Annotated in this window: 16 protein-coding genes; 6 read left to right on the forward strand and 10 right to left on the reverse strand. The window is 68.7% G+C overall.

From position 1 onward, the window contains the following. Nucleotides 1-40: 40 nt before the first annotated feature. Nucleotides 41-1,345: an MFS transporter gene (locus AB0L53_RS38270; protein WP_364004934.1), complete on the reverse strand. Its 1,305-nt coding sequence runs from the start codon at nt 1,343-1,345 to the stop codon at nt 41-43. 125 nt (nt 1,346-1,470) lie between these two features. On the opposite strand from AB0L53_RS38270, the gene AB0L53_RS38275 reads away from it, so the two are divergent. Next, complete coding sequence (locus AB0L53_RS38275; RefSeq protein ID WP_364004937.1) at nt 1,471-1,983, forward strand: GNAT family N-acetyltransferase; 513 nt, start codon at nt 1,471-1,473, stop codon at nt 1,981-1,983. A 110-nt stretch (nt 1,984-2,093) separates the two neighbouring features. On the opposite strand, the gene AB0L53_RS38280 is transcribed toward AB0L53_RS38275, so the two are convergent. After that, nucleotides 2,094-2,519 (reverse strand): MarR family transcriptional regulator, encoded by a 426-nt coding sequence (locus AB0L53_RS38280; protein ID WP_364004940.1) that lies wholly within the window; start codon nt 2,517-2,519, stop codon nt 2,094-2,096. Between the two features lie 65 nt (nt 2,520-2,584). Here AB0L53_RS38280 and AB0L53_RS38285 point away from each other — a divergent pair, with 65 nt between their 5' ends. Beyond that, a complete protein-coding gene (locus AB0L53_RS38285) occupies nt 2,585-3,985 on the forward strand; it encodes an MFS transporter (RefSeq protein WP_364004943.1) in 1,401 nt (466 codons plus the stop codon). After that, the gene (locus AB0L53_RS38290) at nt 3,982-4,383 is read left to right on the forward strand and encodes a PPOX class F420-dependent oxidoreductase (protein ID WP_364004946.1); all 402 of its coding nucleotides are present in this window, start codon (nt 3,982-3,984) and stop codon (nt 4,381-4,383) included. Before AB0L53_RS38285 ends, AB0L53_RS38290 begins: the two co-directional genes overlap by 4 nt. Before the next feature lie 198 nt (nt 4,384-4,581). On the opposite strand, the gene AB0L53_RS38295 is transcribed toward AB0L53_RS38290, so the two are convergent. Then, complete coding sequence (locus AB0L53_RS38295; RefSeq protein ID WP_364004949.1) at nt 4,582-5,097, reverse strand: GNAT family N-acetyltransferase; 516 nt, start codon at nt 5,095-5,097, stop codon at nt 4,582-4,584. Nucleotides 5,098-5,430: 333 nt separating this feature from the next. Here AB0L53_RS38295 and AB0L53_RS38300 point away from each other — a divergent pair, with 333 nt between their 5' ends. Then, on the forward strand, nt 5,431-6,273 hold the full coding sequence (locus AB0L53_RS38300; protein WP_364004952.1) for an SMP-30/gluconolactonase/LRE family protein: 843 nt from the start codon (nt 5,431-5,433) through the stop codon (nt 6,271-6,273). Between the two features lie 37 nt (nt 6,274-6,310). Here AB0L53_RS38300 and AB0L53_RS38305 read toward each other — a convergent pair whose 3' ends face one another. From AB0L53_RS38305 to AB0L53_RS38320, 4 genes are all read right to left on the reverse strand, one after another. Next, nucleotides 6,311-7,042 carry a class I SAM-dependent methyltransferase gene (locus AB0L53_RS38305; RefSeq protein ID WP_364004955.1) on the reverse strand — a complete coding sequence of 244 codons (732 nt, stop codon included), beginning with the start codon at nt 7,040-7,042 and terminating at the stop codon, nt 6,311-6,313. 358 nt (nt 7,043-7,400) lie between these two features. After that, nucleotides 7,401-8,723 (reverse strand): aspartyl protease family protein, encoded by a 1,323-nt coding sequence (locus tag AB0L53_RS38310; protein ID WP_364004958.1) that lies wholly within the window; start codon nt 8,721-8,723, stop codon nt 7,401-7,403. 350 nt (nt 8,724-9,073) lie between these two features. Next, nucleotides 9,074-11,950, reverse strand: coding sequence for a hypothetical protein (locus tag AB0L53_RS38315; RefSeq protein WP_364004961.1), 2,877 nt, complete (start codon nt 11,948-11,950; stop codon nt 9,074-9,076). Nucleotides 11,951-12,225: 275 nt separating this feature from the next. Beyond that, a complete protein-coding gene (locus tag AB0L53_RS38320) occupies nt 12,226-13,227 on the reverse strand; it encodes a CPBP family intramembrane glutamic endopeptidase (protein WP_364004964.1) in 1,002 nt (333 codons plus the stop codon). A 99-nt stretch (nt 13,228-13,326) separates the two neighbouring features. On the opposite strand from AB0L53_RS38320, the gene AB0L53_RS38325 reads away from it, so the two are divergent. Together AB0L53_RS38325 and AB0L53_RS38330 are read left to right on the forward strand one after the other, a co-directional pair. Next, on the forward strand, nt 13,327-14,058 hold the full coding sequence (locus AB0L53_RS38325; RefSeq protein ID WP_364004967.1) for a hypothetical protein: 732 nt from the start codon (nt 13,327-13,329) through the stop codon (nt 14,056-14,058). Continuing rightward, nucleotides 14,055-14,597, forward strand: coding sequence for a DUF6529 family protein (locus AB0L53_RS38330; RefSeq protein WP_364004970.1), 543 nt, complete (start codon nt 14,055-14,057; stop codon nt 14,595-14,597). The genes AB0L53_RS38325 and AB0L53_RS38330 overlap by 4 nt, the downstream gene beginning before the upstream one ends. A gap of 66 nt (nt 14,598-14,663) precedes the next feature. Here AB0L53_RS38330 and AB0L53_RS38335 read toward each other — a convergent pair whose 3' ends face one another. From AB0L53_RS38335 to AB0L53_RS38345, 3 genes are all read right to left on the reverse strand, one after another. Beyond that, on the reverse strand, nt 14,664-15,602 hold the full coding sequence (locus tag AB0L53_RS38335; RefSeq protein ID WP_364004973.1) for a CoA ester lyase: 939 nt from the start codon (nt 15,600-15,602) through the stop codon (nt 14,664-14,666). Nucleotides 15,603-15,786: 184 nt separating this feature from the next. Beyond that, nucleotides 15,787-16,389: a hypothetical protein gene (locus AB0L53_RS38340; RefSeq protein ID WP_364004976.1), complete on the reverse strand. Its 603-nt coding sequence runs from the start codon at nt 16,387-16,389 to the stop codon at nt 15,787-15,789. Further along, nucleotides 16,386-16,691 carry a hypothetical protein gene (locus tag AB0L53_RS38345; RefSeq protein WP_364004979.1) on the reverse strand — a complete coding sequence of 102 codons (306 nt, stop codon included), beginning with the start codon at nt 16,689-16,691 and terminating at the stop codon, nt 16,386-16,388. The genes AB0L53_RS38340 and AB0L53_RS38345 overlap by 4 nt, the downstream gene beginning before the upstream one ends. Nucleotides 16,692-16,869 lie beyond the last annotated feature (178 nt).

Genomic DNA, 16,869 nt, shown 5'->3' on the forward strand with positions numbered 1-16,869 from the left:
ATCTGTCCCCGGTTTCATGCGGGATCTGTCCCCTGCCCCGTCAGCCGCGCAGTTCCTCTCGGTGGTCGCTCCCGCGCAGGCCAACCAGTGCCACGGCGCTGACGACACAGGCCGCCACGACGTAGTAGGCCGGGATGTCGACGTCCTTGGTCGTCTTGATCAGCTCGGTGATGATCAGTCCCGCAGACCCGGAGAAGACCGCGTTCGACAGTGAGTACGCCAGCCCCAACCCCGTGTAGCGGACCGTGGTCGGGAACATCTCCGCCAGCATCGCGGGCCCCGGCCCCGCCATCAGGCCGACCGCCACCCCGGCCACCAGGACGGCCAGCCCCTTGGCCCAGCTGGGAGCGCCGGGGTCCTGGAGCAGGTTCAGCAGGGGGAAGGCGAGCACGATGACCGAGATCGCCCCCGCCAGCATGACCGGCCGCCTTCCGATCCGGTCGCTCAGCACGCCCGCCGGGATGATCGCCAGCGCGAAGCCCAGGTTGGCCAGCACCGTGGCGACCAGCGCCTGCTGGAAGGTGGCGTTCAGCGTGGTCTGGAGGTAGGAGGGCATCACGACCAGGAACGTGTACCCGGCGGCCGACCAGCCCATGAGCCGCCCGATACCCAGCACGATCGCCTTGGTCACCTCACCGGCGCTCGGCTTCGTGAGCGGTCCCGCCGTACGCGCCCGCTCGAACGACGGCGTCTCCTCAAGCCGCAGCCGTAGCCAGAGCGCCACGAGACCGAGCGGGAGGGCCAGCAGGAACGGCACTCGCCATCCCCAGGCCGCCAGGTCCTGCTCGGGCAGCGCGGTCGCGAGCACGGCCGCCGCGCCGGCTCCCCCGAGCAGCCCCAGCGCCACGGTGAACGACTGCCACGACCCGTACAGCCCGCGCCTGCCATGCGGCGCGAATTCCGTCATGACCGAAACCGCCCCACCGAACTCCCCGCCGGCCGACAGCCCCTGCACGATTCGGACGAGCGTCAGCAGCCACGGGGCCGCCGCGCCGATCGTGGCGTAAGTCGGGAGTACGCCGATGAGCGTCGTGGCGCCAGACATGAGCAGGACGACCAGGATGAGCAGGGGCTTACGGCCGACCCGGTCACCGAGGCGCCCGAAGAGCGCGGCGCCGAGCGGGCGGAAGAAGAACGCCAGGGCGAAGGAGGCGTACGTCTTGACCAGCGCCTCCATGTCGCTCGCGCCGTCGGGAGTGAAGAAGTTGGCGGCGATGATGGTGGCGAAATAGCCGTAGACGCCGAACTCGTACCACTCGATGAAGTTGCCGACCGAGCCGGCGATCAGGGCCCGGCGGGAGCGGGCGGGGTCGGTGTGCTGGGGGTCGGGGGCCGTCGCCGTCATGTGGTGCCCTTTCGGCTGTCCGGTATGACGACAAGCTTCATAGATGCCTATAGGTGTGTCAATTACCTTCAGCGGGCCGCCTAAAGCGGTTGCGATCAGGACGTTCGGGGCGACAGGCTGCCCGGATGATCGAATTGCAGGAGCTGTCGGTCGATGACTGGACCCGCTGGCGGGAGCTTCGGCTCGTCGCGCTGGAGGAGGCGCCGTACGCGTTCGGAGTCCCGCTCGCGGAATGGCAGGGCGACGGCGACCGGGAGGAGCGGTGGCGGGACCGTCTGAGCATCCCAGGCTCGCGGAACCTGATCGCCCTGCTCGACGGCAAGCCCGCGGGGATGGCCAGCGGCATTCCGGGCGAACGGGACGGTCTGACCGAACTGATCTCGATGTGGGTCGTTCCCGAGGCGCGGGGGCGTGGGGTCGGCGATCACCTGATACGCGCCGTAGCGGCGTGGGCCGTGGAGGTGGGGGCCGAGGTGCTGGAGCTGGCGGTCGCGCCGTTCAATGAGAAGGCGATCGCACTGTATCGGCGGCACGGGTTCGAGGACACTTCGCAAATCGGTGACGAGCTGCCGAACGGACTGAGGGAGCTGGTGATGGCGAAGAAGCTGCCCGCCAGAGGTGACGCTGTCGCAGGCTGACCACGGGAATCCGTAGACGCCGAAGTCGTACCACTCGATAGAAGTTGCCGACCGAGCCGTGGCCCAGCGGATGGCTGGGCCCTGGCGTCGTGTCCCTGAGGCTCCGAATCTCAGCGGCCGCGCTGCTCCAGAAGCTGCGCAATGACCACGGGAAGCCGCTGCCGGTCGTCCTGCGACAACGCCTCGGCCGCCGCGTCGAGCCTCCTGGTGATCTCCCCATGCGAGTCGTTGGCCAGCCGCGCACCCTGAGCGGTCAGCTCGATCTGACAGGCACGGCGGTCGCGAGGAGCGGCGATCCTGATGACCAGTCCGCGCCGCTCCACCCGGTCCACGAGCCCCGTGAGGCTGGACTTCTCCAGGTGGAGGAGCTTGCTGAGCTCCGTCATGCCGACCGGACCGTCGATCAGCATGCACAACAGCTGGGCCTGCTGCGGAGTGAGGTCATACTCGCGGCTGACGTCGGCGAATTCGTGCTGCACCAGATGCGACATGCGCACCAGCGCGGCGGCGAACCCCAGATCCGTCGTGGTGGCCATGGGTCGAGTGTAGTTGACGAAGGTTCGTACTCCCAACTAATTTAGTTCGTACTACCAATAATTCGTTGTACGAACTGAAAGGCTTCTTCATGGCCGCCCCGAATCCCAACGGAGTCCTGGTCGCGCTCGCCACGACCGTCTTCGGCTATTCCCTGATGCAGACGGTGGTGGTCCCCGCCCTAGGGCTGCTGACCCGGGAACTGGGCACGACCCGGACGTGGTCGGCCTGGATTCTCAGCGCGTTCCTGCTGTCCAGCGCCGTCCTGACCCCACTGCTGGGCCGTCTCGGCGACCTGTACGGCAAGCGGCGGGTGATGATCGGCGTACTCGTCGCGTACGCGATCGGAATGGCCGGGGCGGCGCTGGCTCAGGACATCGGGCAGCTCATCGCCGCCCGCGTCGTTCAGGGCTCGGCGCTGGCGGTGGTGCCGCTGTCGATGGCGATCCTGCGGGAAACGCTGGCCCGCGAACGACTGCCGTTCGCGATGGGGCTGGTCTCCGGGATCGTCGGCGCCGGCGCGGGTGCGGGCTTGGTCGTCGGCGGGCTGCTGGCCGACCATCTGTCCTGGCGTTACCTGTTCGTCCTGGGCGCGCTGCTGGCGCTGACGAGCCTGCTGATGGTGTCGCGGTGGGTGCCGGAAAGCCGACACAGGGCGACCGGCCGCCTCGACCTGCCCGGTGCGGCACTGCTCGGCTCCAGCCTGGTCGCGGTACTGCTCGGCCTCACCCAAGGGCCCGCATGGGGCTGGACCTCGGTGCGAGTGCTCGGCTTGTTCGCGCTCGGCGCGCTGCTGCTGGCCGCGCTCCTGGCCGTCGAACGGGCGAGGAGCGACGCGCTCGTCGACGTCGGCGAGCTGGCCGACCGGCCGATGCTCGCGACGCATCTCGCCGCGCTGCTGTTCGGCGCGGGGTCGTACTTCTTCTATCTGGCGATGCCGCTGTTCGCCCAGCAGCGGGGCGGGGTCGGCTTCGGTGCGTCCATCACCGTCGCCGGGCTGCTGATGCTGCCGGGCATGCTGGCCATCATCCCGGCAGGCATGGCCATCGGCCGGATGTCGGCGGCGCTCGGGCCGCGCTGGCCGCTGGCGGGCGGGTTCCTCCTGTTCGTCGCGGGGTCGGCGCTGCTCGCCTTCGGCCACACCGCCGAGTGGCAGCACCTGGTGTTCTACGCGGTCATCGGGGCGGGCTCCGGGCTCGTCATGGGCTCGCTGCCCAAGTTGATCGCCGACATCGTGCCGCTGACCCGGACCGGCACCGCCAACGGCATCAACAACATCGCCCGCACCGTCGGCGGCGTCATCGGCAGCCAGCTCGCCGCCGCGTTGATCGCCTCCAGCACCTCCGGCAGCGCCGCAGGAGTGCCCGATTCCGCGTTCACCACCCTGTTCTGGCTGGGTGCCGCGGCAGCGGTCATCGGGGTCGCGATCTCTCCTCTCGCCGTTCGGCGCACCCCGGTTCTCGCATGAGCATCTTCAGCGAACTCGAACTCGTCTACCTGCGAGACCTGCAAGGCCTGCGCGGCGAACGGCGGCTGGGACGGCTGGCCACCGTCGGCCCCGACGGCATGCCGCACGTCGTGCCGGTCGGCTGGTCCCTGGACGACACCGGCACGGTCATCGAGATCGGCGGGCGTAATTTCGGCCGGTCCAAGAAGTTCCGGGACGTGGTGCGCACCGGCCGTGCGGCGCTGGTCGTCGACGATGTCCTGCCGCCTTGGCGACCACGCGGAGTAGAGGTACGAGGGCGCGCCGAGGCGATCTCGGGTGCCCAGGCGCGGATCCTGTTGTACCCGGCGCGCGTCGTCAGTTGGGGCCTGGAAGACGGCCGGACGATCGAGGACACCTACCGCGCCCGCGACGCCTGACTACCATCCGATTTGAGGAAGGCGTCGGGATCATCCGGCCCTTCTGGGACATTCATCCGCGAGACCGCCCCCGGCGCCAGTGAACTGGTCGCCGGGGAACGGCCCTGATCGTCACCGCGGATATTTGAACTGTGGCCCCCGGCGCAGTCCAAGGGGCCACCAGCCGGCTACGCCGTCACAGCCCGCGCCGGCCCTCTGTCAGCGCTGGGACAGGTCCGGCATCGTGGCACCGAACCGGGCTGTCCGCTCCTCAGTGCTCCACCGCTGGAAACCGGCCTTCTCCAGCACCCGGATCGAGGGCGGGTTCGACAGCTCCACATTGGCGAACACGGTGTGCACACCTGGTGCGGTGAGGGCGTGCGCCGTCATGGCCCGGGTGGCCTCGGGGGCGTAGCCGCGGCCGCGACGGGAGGCCACGATGCCGTACCCGAGCTCAAGGGTGCCGTCGCCGGGCGGCCAGAACAGGCCGATCGAGCCGACCACCAGGCCGCTTTCGCGCTCGATGACCTGCCGGTGGCCGTATTCGCCCAGCCAGGCGGGATGTTCGGCGAAGAGGCCGACGATGACGCTGTCGCCCTCGGCTGGGAAATCCGCCGCCCAGTGCGCCTGCCGGGTGCCGTTCAGGACGGCGGCGGCCTCGCCGTCGGTCCATGCCCGCAGGATGAGGCGGGCAGTGGTCAGATCGGGGTGGGTCGGTGAAGGGGAAGATGACACGTGTGACTCCTGGTCGTTTCGTACGACCCGGACCGCGCTAGCTTCGCGCGGGCCGGACAAGGGCATGCTGATGAGGGCTGCTGGCAGCCATATTCATCAACCTCCCTCGTCACACGGCGATCACGCGTCTCTCGCGCCGGCGCGATGCTATCGACGGGTCGATGGGCCGGGCAAATCGTTGTTTCGCCAGAATTCGTCCGCTCACGATGTCGAACCGGGTCGCTCGGCCTCGACGTCCCTGACATATGGAGGTCGTGATGAGCTTTCGCTCTCCATATGTGCTCCTCGTCCTCATAGGCGTCACGCTCGAAGACGTCGCGAAGGGAGACTTCGATGTCTGAACTGCGTACCTGGCTCACCGGCCTCGGACTGCTCGAGGCGCCGCGTTGGCACGACGGCCGCCTGTACTTCTCCGACTGGACCGCGCACGAGATGATCGCGCTGGACCTCGACGGCAAGCACGAGGTCGTGGCCCGGGTGGAGTCGATACCCCTCTGCACGGCCTGGCAGCCTGATGGGCGGCTGATGATCGTCGACTCGGCGCGGGCCCTGCTGCTGCGCATGGAACCCGACGGTTCGCTGGTGACCCACGCCGACCTGAGCGGCATCGGGCAGGGCTGGAACGACATCGTCATCGACGGCCGCGGCAACATCTACGTCGACCGCGCGGGCTTCGACATGCTCAGCGGTGCACAGTTCGCTCCCGGGGCGGTCACACACGTCGGTCCCGACGGCTTGGCACGTGACGTGGCCGACGGCATCTCGTTCCCCAATGGTCTGGCCGTGACGCCGGACAACTCAACACTGATCGTCGCCGACTCGTACGGCAAAAGGCTCATGGGGTACGACATCGGACCCGACGGCAGCCTCGCGAACGGCCGGGTGTGGGCCGACCTCGGTGACAGCGTCCCCGACGGGATCTGCGTCGACGCCGAGCACGCCGTCTGGTACGCCGACGTGCCCAACCGGCAGTGCGTACGCGTCCGCGAAGGCGGAGAGAAGGTGCGGACCATCCAGCTCGACCGCGGCGCCTTCGCCTGCGAACTCGGCGGCGCGAACCGCTCGACGCTCTTCATCGTGGCGGCGGAGTGGCGCGGCATGCCCGAGATGGTGCCACCCGGAACCGGCCAGGTCCTCTCCACCGAGGTCGAGGTCCCCGGCGCCGGCTGGCCGTAGAGCAGGGTCCGGCGCTGGATCGCCGTCGCGCACTCCCTCAATTACCTGCCGGCCGCCGGAACAGGGCGGCCAGCAGGAAGGGGACGCCGAAGACGGGCGCGTCGGGCGCCTGCTCGACCATGAGCCGCGACTCGATCTCGGTGTAGTCCGAGAAGATCCAGCGCAGCGCCTCAGGCGTATAGGCCAGCCCTCCGTGCAGGCGACCCTGGCGATAGAACTCCTCGTCCGGCAACTCGGAGCCCATGACACCGGCGGCGAAACAGGTGAGGCCAAGATGACCGCCGGGGGCGAGCAGACGGTCCAGCAGGCTCAGATAACTCACCCTGCGGTGCGGCGGCAGATGGTGGAGGCAGCCGGAGTCATAGACCAGGTCATAGTGCCCGGGCGGCAGGTCGACGGAGAAGATGTCGCCGCAGTGGAAGCGGACCTCGACCCCCGCCTCGCGAGCCCGCTCCTGACCCCAGGACACGGCGGCCGGAGAGAGATCGACGGCGTCCACCTCGAACCCGAGCGAGGCGAGGTGAACGGCGTTGCGCCCTGGCCCGCAGCCGAGGTCCAGGGCTCGTCCCGGGGCGAGCAGGCCGCGATCGAGGTAGGACACCAGGCTCTCGTCCGGCTTGTCGACGAAGAAGGGGATGGGCGTGGAGCGGTCGGAGTAGAACTCGTCCCACCAGGAGGAGGCGTTCGGCGTCCATCGGTCGGCATCCGCGGCGAAAAGGCGGTCCAACATGGACAGGACGTCTTCCACCGTACGAATATCCCGGTTCACTCACGGCCTCCTCAGACCCCGGCCGCCCATGCGACCGGGTCCTTGAATTTTAGCCGCATGGGCCGTATTTGCCCACGTCAGAGGCCGTTTTCGAGATCATCCAGCAGCGCCTCAAAGGGCGACAGAGCGACGCGGGGAGCCCGCCGCGACTCTCCCTTGGGGAGGGCTGTCCTTGCCCGGCAACGCCCGCGTCAGAGGCGCCCATAGGGCTTCTGAGCGTCACTCCAAGCCCCGTTCTATGGCAGCAGTCGAATTTCTTCGCAGAGACCGCCGGCGAGGTGCCCTTGTCGGTCACACGCCGTACCTCAGGAGTCGGCAGTTCCGGGTAGCCCCCGTGACGCCCGTGCGGTCGCGGTGATCAGGTGGCTTTGCCGCGGGCGATGTAGAGGTTCATGTCGGTGGTGTCGATGGTGATGTTGTAGGGCTTCCAGAAGCAGTGGGCAAACCAGCCCATCGTGTCGAACCCTGTCCCATAGGGCCAGGGCACGTTGATCGGCTGGTTCGGGTTCGTGTAGCAGTAGACCTCCTTGGCGACGGCGTCGCCGAGGCGGATCTCCTTCGGGTAGCAGGGGTAGGCGATGGCCGGGTGGCTGTGGGCGAAAGTCCCGATCTGGCGGTCGTAGTCGACGCGGATCCCCAACTGCTCGGCCGTTCCCCCGCTCGTGCCCGCGGCGATCTCGCCGATTCCGCCGAAGTTCACGCCCACCACCCCTGTGCGGGAGCCGGCGACGCCCGTGAAGCTGCCCGTGCTATGCAGGTATTGCTCACGGGCCAGCCACAGCGGCAGGGGTTCGGCGCCCGCCCGTGAGGCGTCGGCGCGTGCCTTGGCGGCCGTTTCGGGAGTGCGGCGGCGCAGGATCAGTTGCCGGCCCGCGTAGTCGAAGGTGGTCAGCAGGTGGTAGAAGACCCACGCGCCGATCAGGCCGTCGCTGTCAGTGTCGACGTCTTCGCCCGACTCCCTCGCCGACCAACTCACGGGGATGTTGCGCAGTTCGATGCCGCCCAGCTTGAAGGAGTCCAGGATCCCCCAGTACGCCCAGATGGGGATGCCCTCGAAATCGGTCTTCTGACTGGCGACGGGGCGCAGCCCGGCCTCCTTGGCCACCGAGGCGCTCATGTTCAGATTCGGGGCGCCGGTGTAGAACATGAAGCGCTTCGTCGGTCCGCCGTTGACCGAGGCCTCCACCAGCGGCATCGGGTCCATCTGCTGGAAGGGCACCCGCGCGGTCTCGCCGTGGATCTGATACGCCTTGCCCCTGACCGCCGCGAACCACTTGGCGTAGCTTTCTTCGCCGGCCGCTTGCCAGTGTGGTGCGGACAGGGCGAACTTGTCCTGCCGGATGTAGCAGTCGCCCAGGAGACGGTTGGTCTCCTTGTCGTCGGGCGCCAGATTGAAGGCCATCTTGAGGTATTTCTCGGCGTCGGGGAACTTGTTGGCCAGCAGCCCGACATAGCCGCGCTGGCGGGCCGCGTGCAGGTTCTTGGGGTCCTTCTTGAGGATCTCCTCGTACGCGCGGCCGGCCTGCTCGAACTTGCCGGCTTTGAACAGCGCGTCCGCGTCACCGCTGCCGGCTAACGCCGTGGCCGCGCCGCCCAGCAGCGGCGCGGCCGCGGCGGCACCGGCCAGCACGGCGGCGCCCCGAAACAGCGAACGCCGGTCCCATTTCCCGCTATCAGCCACATCTGCCCCTTTTCATGATCACCTTCGCCGTGACTTCCTGTCCGACGGACGGGCACGACACCTCCGGCCGGTTCGTCTCGCCCTGCTTGATGAGGGCGACGCCGTGGTGCCGGGGCCGCCCGAGCCGTACAGCGTCGTCCCGGTACGGGCGGCCGGATCGCCTCGCAGCGCGCTCCGTAGCTCGCCCGCCGGCCGACCCCGTCCACTGTCGGCCAGCCGTGTCCCCGCCTCGTCCGCGCCGTGTCATGGTCGTGTCACGGCCGGAACCGACGGGGGCAGCCGTCGGCAAACCGAGACATGCGGCAGACAGCGCGGGCACATTCGGCCCGGCTGCAGATTCTGTTGCTGCGTCAGCGGTCAGACGAAAGGGAAGACGTCCACAGGATCATGTGATCGGCGTTGTAGGTCGTAGAGCGGCCCAACGCCACCACCTCCGATCCCATCACCGTCACCGCCGCCAGCCACTGCATCCCCGCCCCCGCCAGCCGCCCCTTCGTCAGGTCCACCCGGTTCCACGTCAAACCATCCTCAGACAGCCAGACCGCGCTGTCCCCCTCTCCTGGTGTGCCGTGCCAGCCGACCGCCACCAGCCCCTGGTCGGCCGCCGCGAGGTCGTACACGGCCGCCGCCTGGTCGGCCGGCAGCCAGGCCGTACGCCAGGTCGTACCGTCGTCTTCCGAGACCGCGGCGAAGGCGCGGCGCGAGCCGGGTGTCTGGGCTGTTCCGATGGCGATGAGCTTGTCCTGGTACGCCACCACCTCCCGCAGTCCGGCGGAGCCGGCCTCCGATGGCGAGACGCGGTCGCGGGACTTCCAGTTGACGCCGTCCTCCGAGAACCAGACCACGGCGCTCTCCCGGTCGCCGCTGCCCGAGCCGCCTATGGCGACATATCCGGATTGTGTGGCGGCCACGTCGTACACACGCACACCGGAGCCCCCCTGCGGCAGCTTCTTCGACCGGGTGAACTTGCGCAGGTCTGGCGTGAACCAGAGCGCGGCGCCCGGAATGCCCGCCGCGTTCCGGTCCTCGCCGGCGAGCACATAGCCCGACTCGCCGGCGGCCACGACGTGGAGGGCCAGGTACGGATGGTCCTGGGGACGGGCCAGATCACCGGAGGCCGTCACCTTTTTCCAGGTGCGGCCGTCCTCGGAGGACACCAGGAGCGGGTCGGTGACCGATGTGTCCGCCTGGGTGCTGCCGACGGCCAGCCAGCCGCGGCGGCCGTGGGCGACGTCGTCGAGGGTCTGCTGGTTCGTGCCGCCGAGGCTCATGGAGGTCCAGGACTGCCAGTTCAGGCTGGTCCAGATGCCGGCGTCGCCGGAGGCCGAGCCGACCGCGACGTACCGGCCGTCGAAACCGGCCAGGCGGTTCGTCTGGCGGGCGATCCGTGACAGGCCGTCGACGCCGGTCAGCCGTACGCGCGTCGCGTCGCCGCGCGGGGGCGCGGTCATGAGGACGAGCTGGTTCTCGACGTCCGCCGTGGCCTGGTCGCCGCCCGCGAACAGGGTGCCCGAGTCGGAGATCGTGAAGCCGCGCAGCGTGGCGCCCGGCAGGTTGCCGAGGTCGGTCCGCTTGGCCCAGCCGCGCCCGTCGACGCTGGTCAGGATGGAGTACTTGCCGAGGTCCGCCTGGCTGACCGCGGCGATCCCCGACGGGTAGCTGATCAGCGAGTCGATGCCGGGGCTCGTACCGCTCAGGCCGCGGATCGAGCCGCACTGCGCCCACTGCGCGCCCGTCGGCGAGCAGTAGACGCGTACGTCGCCGGTGATCGTTCGCTGCCTGGTAGGGACGAGGACGAACTGCTTGGGCAGTACGGCCAGCGACGACCCGGTCCGCGCCTCGGGCAACTGGAACCCGGTAGCCTGGTAGGTGGCGCCGCCGTCGCTCGACCGGACGACCCTTGAGCCGTCGCCCGGGGCGGACTCGGCGATGGCCACGACGGTGTTCCCCTTGGCCACGACCGCCTTGAGCTCGCGTACGTCCAGCCCGCCCATGTTCACGCGCTCCCATGCGCGCCCGTCCGGCGACTGCCAGGCCGCGGGTCCCGTCGCGCCGCCGGTGAGCGTCGTACGGCCGACCGCCACGAATCCCGACGACGTCCTGGCGATACCGGAGATCAGGTCACCGTTCCTGAACGCGGACAGACCGCTCTGCTCCACAGCAGCCCAGGTGAACCCGTCGGTGCTCGTCCACAGGCCGCGCTCGGCGCCCACCCCGTCGCCGCCGCTGGCCAGCCAGCGCCCGTCGCCGCCCACGACCCGCTGGACCGTCGCCGTGGTCGACCCGTTGACCTGGCCGAGCTGCCACGTCTTCCCGCTGTCCGGCGAGAACAGGAACAGCGGCCGCGGCGTCGGGCTCGTCGTGTCGCTGCCGACGGCCACGACCGCACGGCCCACCGAGGTCATGTCGTTGAGCTTCTGATCGGAGCCGTCACCGGCTGACGGCACCGTGAACAGCTCGTCGCCCGAACGTTCCGTGCCCTCGGACAGCGCCAGTCCGGGCTTGTCGGAGGAGCGCCACTGCCACACGAGCACGCCGCCCGCCACGAGCAGCACCAGCGCCAGGAGTATGGCCGTCGGCGCGGCCAGGCTGCGCCTCCGTACCGGACTCGACCGGCGGACCGCCGACGGGGCGGGGCCGCGGTGGTGCCTGCCGCTGGAGCCGCCGGGACGCGGCGGGCCCGACGCGACGAGGCGGTCCGGTCTGGTGGGGCGGCCGGCGGGCGGGCGTCCGACGCGCCGCACCTCGGGCTCGTCATCCTCGGGTTCGTCGTCCGGGTCGTCCGGCGTACTGTACGGGGCCTCGTACTGGGGCTGATCCTCGTCCTGCGGCTGGTCCTCTGTCTCGAACCAGGAACGGGGCTCGGCGGGCTCATCCTCGGTCTGGGGCTCGGGCTCAGTCCGGGGTGGGCCGCCGGCCACGAGCTTGTCGGGGTGGTTCACGACCCGGCGGCGGCGCGGCTCCGTCTCGGGTTCCGCGGTCGGGGAGCTGTACGGCCGGCGCCCCTTCGGCGGGTCCGGAGGCTCGTCCCCAGGGACGGGGGAGGAGAACGGCGGCATACCCCACGGTGAGGCCGCAGGCAGGCCACGAGCCCGATCATCGGTGGGGCCCGGCGGAGAGTGCCGGATCCGGGGCTCGTTGGCGGCATGGGGGTCGGCGGCTCCCTCGGGCCGTGGGTCGTCATCACCCGGCGGTCGCCGTGGCGGGTCGCTGGGGCCGGAGGCCACGCGTCGCACCTCCTAGTACGTACTGATCGAACTGAGCGAACGACCCGGTAGAGAGAGGTATGCCGAATCGTTCCAGGGCAGCCTGTCCACGTTTATGCGCTTATTTCGTTTTTTTATGTCACTGCGGCGTGAAATATCGCACATGAGTGCTAGTTACCCTGCCTCGCCGAGATGATCACCTCCGGAATCCTCGCCCACCCACTGGATCCAGAGCAACACGACTGAGCCCGGATGGCGAGACCTCTCTAGCGAGATTCCTGGCACCAGCTAGCTATTTATCCCGAAAGATCGCTAACTGACCGTTTTTTAGCCAGGTACAGTACCCCCACCGCGTACGCCCCCAACTGCACCACGGTCCCCACCAACGCCTGCCAGGGCACGTTCCCCTGCTGCAGCGCCTTGTCCAGATGCCCGGCAGCCGCGCTGATCCCGAACGCCAGCATGTTGTTCGCCACGTGCAGGGCGATCGGGGCTTCCAGCCCTCCGGTCCGTACCGCCAGCCACGCCATGAGCGCACCGAAGCTGAAGACGTCGATGAGCCCGATCCACGAGTACCCGTGCAGGGACGCGAACAGCGCCGAACCCAGCACGATCCCCCATATCGGGCTCCGCAGATGGGCTCCGAACGCCTGCATGACCCAGCCGCGGAAGATGTACTCCTCGGTGGCGGCCTGGAACGGCACGAGCAGCACGATCGCGATCAGCGCGGGAAGGAACGCGCTCCACCCGGCCCAGCCGAACAGGTCCGTAACCGGCTCCCTGGTCACCGTCATCATGGCGACCTGGGCGACCTGCCCCAGCGCCAGAGATATGACCGCCACACCCAGGCAGCGCAGCAGCCACCCCCACCGCAACCGCCCGGCGACCGAGGAGAGCGACCCGGGCCGCCGCCGCTGGATGAGCGCGACCGTACCGAACACCGCCGGGAGCACGGCCGCGATCGAGAGCAGCAGCACCACCAGCGAGAACACCGGATCGCTGAACAACTCCCCGGCCGTCAGCGAGGAGCTGATACCGAGAATCGTCGCCAGCACCATGCCGACGCCTATGACCACCGCACCGATGACGAAGAACGCGACGCCCACCAGGAGCGTCCCGACGATCTCCCGCCAGGCACCGCGGTCACCCACTCGGGCCAGGTAGTCGTACCGCGCGCCCCTGGGCATCGGCCGGAACCACGGCTCTCGCACGGGCATGGGCGGCGGCTGGTAAGGGTAGGCCGGCCGGCCCGGCGGCTGCGTCCCGTACGGAAGCTGGGGTCCAGGATTTTCCTGCATCTCTACATTCTGTCTGGGAGATGAGCATTAGTTCACAGACGATCCGTTAGTTTGAGCGGATGCTCGGTGGAGTAAGCATTTCGACCCTGGGAGCAGTTCATGTCAAGGCTGGGACCTGTCATCACCCTGACAGCGGGCGCCGCGCTCGCCGTCGGGCTGGGTGTCGCCAGCATCACCGCGACACCGGCGGCGAACACAACGGTTGCCGCCACCTCCAACGAACCCCCCGCGACCGAGACCGCCGCCGCGGCTGAACCTTCGGCGGAACCCGCCGCCACCGCCGCCACCATTACCCCCGAACCCACCGAAACCGCCGAAGCCGCCCCGAAGACCATCGACAAAGCGGACTACGGAGGCTACGTACGCGGCAACGGCGGCTTGATCGCCATCTCCACCCGCGACGGCAAGACCATCGGCTATTTCTGTGACGGCAAGTCCGAGGCCTGGTTCAAAGGCAACGAGAAGGACGGCAAGATCACTCTGCGGGGCTTCGGCGCCGCGGCCGTCGGCGGCACGCTCGGCGGTGGCAAGGCCACCGGCTGGCTGAAGATCGGCGGCAAGAAGTGGACCTTCGCCGCGAACACCGTCGTCAAGCCCTCCGGCCTCTATCGGGCGACCGCCCAGGTAAGGGGCGCCAAGCTACGAGCCGGCTGGATCGTACTGAAGCGCCCGCAAGGCGGCTTCACGCAGGTCGGCGCCGCGTTCGTGGACGAGAAGCAGCTGCAGATCCCGCAACTGAACGCCTACCAGCCGACCGCGCCGGTGCCGCTCGACGACGACACCACCCTCTACCCGAAGGACGTCGACGGCTTCATTCAGGAGATGCAATGAGCGTCACCTCGCACCGGCCGACCAGCTTCAACCCCCTGTCAGTTCCGCTGCTGATCGGCGGAATGGTGGCGATCGCCCTCGGCGTCTTCGGACGCATCCACGCCCCCACCGGCTTCGCGGTCGGCCCCGCCGGCTTCTCCGCCGCGCTGCCGATGAAGGCGTGGCTGACGACGGGCGCGTTCGTGCTCGCCGCCGTCCAGGTCGTCTCCGCCCTGTCGATGTGGGGCAAGCTCGGGGTCTCCATTCCGCCGGCCGTACATCGCTGGTCGGGCCGGCTGGCCTTCCTGCTGACCATCCCCGTCGCCTTCCACTGCCTGTACGCCCTAGGGCTGCAGTACGACGTGCCCAGGGTGCTCGCGCACTCCCTGCTCGGCTGCTTCTTCTACGGGCTGTTCACGGCCAAGATGCTGGCCCTGCCGAAGCGGGGCACGCCAGGCTGGACGCTGCCCGTGATCGGCGGGCTCGCGTTCACCGCGCTGGTCGGGCTCTGGCTCACGTCGTCGTTCTGGTTCTTCACCACGATCGGCTTCAAGGTCTGATGGCTTAAAGGCCATGATGGCTTAAAGGCCATGACGGCTTAAAGGCCATGACGGCTTTTACGGGCCCTAGCTCTCCGGGCTGAACGTCTTCGTACGGCTCAGCCCGGCAGCCCGCCCCTTGGCCACGACGACGAGCGCCATCTTGCGCGAGGCCTCGTCGATCATCTCGTCCCCCAGCATGACCGCGCCCCGCTTCTCCACGGTCGTGTAGTAGTCGTACGCCTCCAGGATGAGCTCGGCGTGGTCGTAGTCCTCCTGCGTCGGCGAGAACACCTCGTTGGCCGCCTCCACCTGCGACGGATGGAGCACCCACTTCCCGTCGAACCCGAGCGCCGCGGCCCGCCTGGCCACCCGCTTGAACCCCTCGACGTCCCTGATCTGCAGGTACGGCCCGTCGACCACCTGCAGATCGTGCATCCGCGCGGCCATCAGCAGGCGCATCAGGATGTAGTGGTACGCATCGCCCTCGGTATAACCCGGCGGCTGCTCCCCCACGACCATCGTGCGCATGTTCACCGACGCCATGAAGTCGGCCGGCCCGAACACCAGCGCCTCCAGCCGCCTGGATGCGCCCGCGATGGCGTCCACGTTGACCAGCCCGCGCGCGTTCTCGATCTGCGCCTCGATCCCGATCCGCCCGACCCCCAGCCCCATCGTCTTCTCGATCTGGGTGAGCAGCGTGTCGAGCCAGACGACCTCGGTCGAGTCCTGCACCTTGGGCAGGATCAGGCAGTCGAGATTGCCCCCCGCACCCTCCACCACCTCGATCACGTCACGGTAGGTCCACTGCGTCGACAGATCATTAACGCGTACGACCCGCGTCTTCCCCGTCCAGTCCCCCTCCCGCAACGCGGTCACGACGTTCTTGCGAGCCTCATCCTTGACCAGGGGCGCGACAGAATCCTCCAGATCGAGGAACACCTCGTCGACCGGCAGAGTCTGGGCCTTCTCCAGAAACCTCGGGCTACTACCGGGTACGGCGAGAACAGATCGACGTGAACGCATGCGCACACGCTAGTCCCCTCCCCTCCGCCTCATCGCACCCGCCCGTTACCCATTTACCGGCTTGACCGTCTGCTGCCCGCCCCACCATAGAGACTTCCCGTTGGGCGATGAACACGAAGCCGTGTCCGGTCAGGCCGCGTAGGACTTCCTCAAAGCTGGTGGGGTTCACCGGGCGGAGTAGCTGTTACGCCCCATGGCAGGCGCACGTTTCGGCCTGCTCGTGACGGAGTTCGATGATGGGAAGACCTCCGGCGAGGCGGTAGGGCGCTTGGCCGGGTTGATGGTGATCTGGCGGGGTAAGTTCGGCCCAGATGACTTTTCCGCCGCAGGGGGCGGGATACCAGCGCCACCGGCGCGCCAGAGCATGTACGGCCGCCAGATGGTGGTCGAGGGATCCGCCCGGTGCGGGTAGTGGTGTAGTGGGGTCGCTGTCCCACACGTCGATGATCAAGGCGGCGGCCCGGCGGTGGACTCGGATGCCGACCGCGCGCACGGTGGCGAGATCCAGATCGGTGTAGCGGAAATTCGGGTCGGGATTGCCAGTGGTTTCCACAGCGCGGGCGATCAGATGCGTGCCGACCTGTTCGGCGGTGTCCTCTAGGTCAAGTAGGCCCCAGTGTCGGGCGGTGAATCTACCGACTTGGGCACCGATACTGATCGCGGTGTGCAGCGCCAGCAACGTTACCTCCGTGCTGGGTGTTGTGTCAGACAGGGCCGCCACGTACCGGCTGCTCACGACGCCTTGCCGATTGTGGACCTCGCGCGGCGCCGTGGGGTTCGGGCTCATGACGTTGCCCCATCCTCGGACATGATGACCACCTCAGAGCGGGTTTCCAGCTCAATCAGCGTGCGCATTGCCCGGTAGATGCCATCGAACTCCGACAGGTGCTTGGGCGCGGGCACCACGACGGCGCAGATGTCGGAGCGGCGCAGTGCCTCTATCAGCGCACCGAACGCCGCCCGCCGGAACACATGCGGCGGCTCGGTGTAGACGCTGACCAGTTCCAGGCCGGACCGGTGCGCGAATGCGCGCATGCGCGCGGTGAGTTGGTCACCGCCGTCACCGGAGGCGTCGGGCAGTAGCCGCACGTACCCGACTGCCAGCCGACGCGTCTGGACGGTTGGGAGAGCCGATCGGGGCGGCATTCCCGGATCGGGGACTGGATCGGCCCCGTCATGAGGGCGGCTCTCCGCCGCCGATCGCCCCCCGCCAATAACCGGTGCCGATGGTTCAAGGTGTGCCGTCACTGAGCGCCTCCGTACTGTT

The organism is Nonomuraea sp. NPDC052129, from assembly GCF_040680095.1.
Lineage (GTDB): Bacteria > Actinomycetota > Actinomycetes > Streptosporangiales > Streptosporangiaceae > Nonomuraea.

Bases quoted from the DNA above. Each gene is read 5' to 3' on its own strand.
- AB0L53_RS38275 (WP_364004937.1), top strand. From the start codon at position 1,471: ATGATCGAATTGCAGGAGCTGTCGGTCGATGACTGGACCCGCTGGCGG.
- AB0L53_RS38320 (WP_364004964.1), bottom strand. From the start codon at position 13,227: ATGCAGGAAAATCCTGGACCCCAGCTTCCGTACGGGACGCAGCCGCCG.
- AB0L53_RS38300 (WP_364004952.1), top strand. From the start codon at position 5,431: ATGTCTGAACTGCGTACCTGGCTCACCGGCCTCGGACTGCTCGAGGCG.
- AB0L53_RS38280 (WP_364004940.1), bottom strand. From the start codon at position 2,519: ATGGCCACCACGACGGATCTGGGGTTCGCCGCCGCGCTGGTGCGCATG.
- AB0L53_RS38330 (WP_364004970.1), top strand. From the start codon at position 14,055: ATGAGCGTCACCTCGCACCGGCCGACCAGCTTCAACCCCCTGTCAGTT.
- AB0L53_RS38335 (WP_364004973.1), bottom strand. From the start codon at position 15,602: ATGCGTTCACGTCGATCTGTTCTCGCCGTACCCGGTAGTAGCCCGAGG.
- AB0L53_RS38290 (WP_364004946.1), top strand. From the start codon at position 3,982: ATGAGCATCTTCAGCGAACTCGAACTCGTCTACCTGCGAGACCTGCAA.
- AB0L53_RS38270 (WP_364004934.1), bottom strand. From the start codon at position 1,345: ATGACGGCGACGGCCCCCGACCCCCAGCACACCGACCCCGCCCGCTCC.
- AB0L53_RS38325 (WP_364004967.1), top strand. From the start codon at position 13,327: ATGTCAAGGCTGGGACCTGTCATCACCCTGACAGCGGGCGCCGCGCTC.
- AB0L53_RS38340 (WP_364004976.1), bottom strand. From the start codon at position 16,389: ATGAGCCCGAACCCCACGGCGCCGCGCGAGGTCCACAATCGGCAAGGC.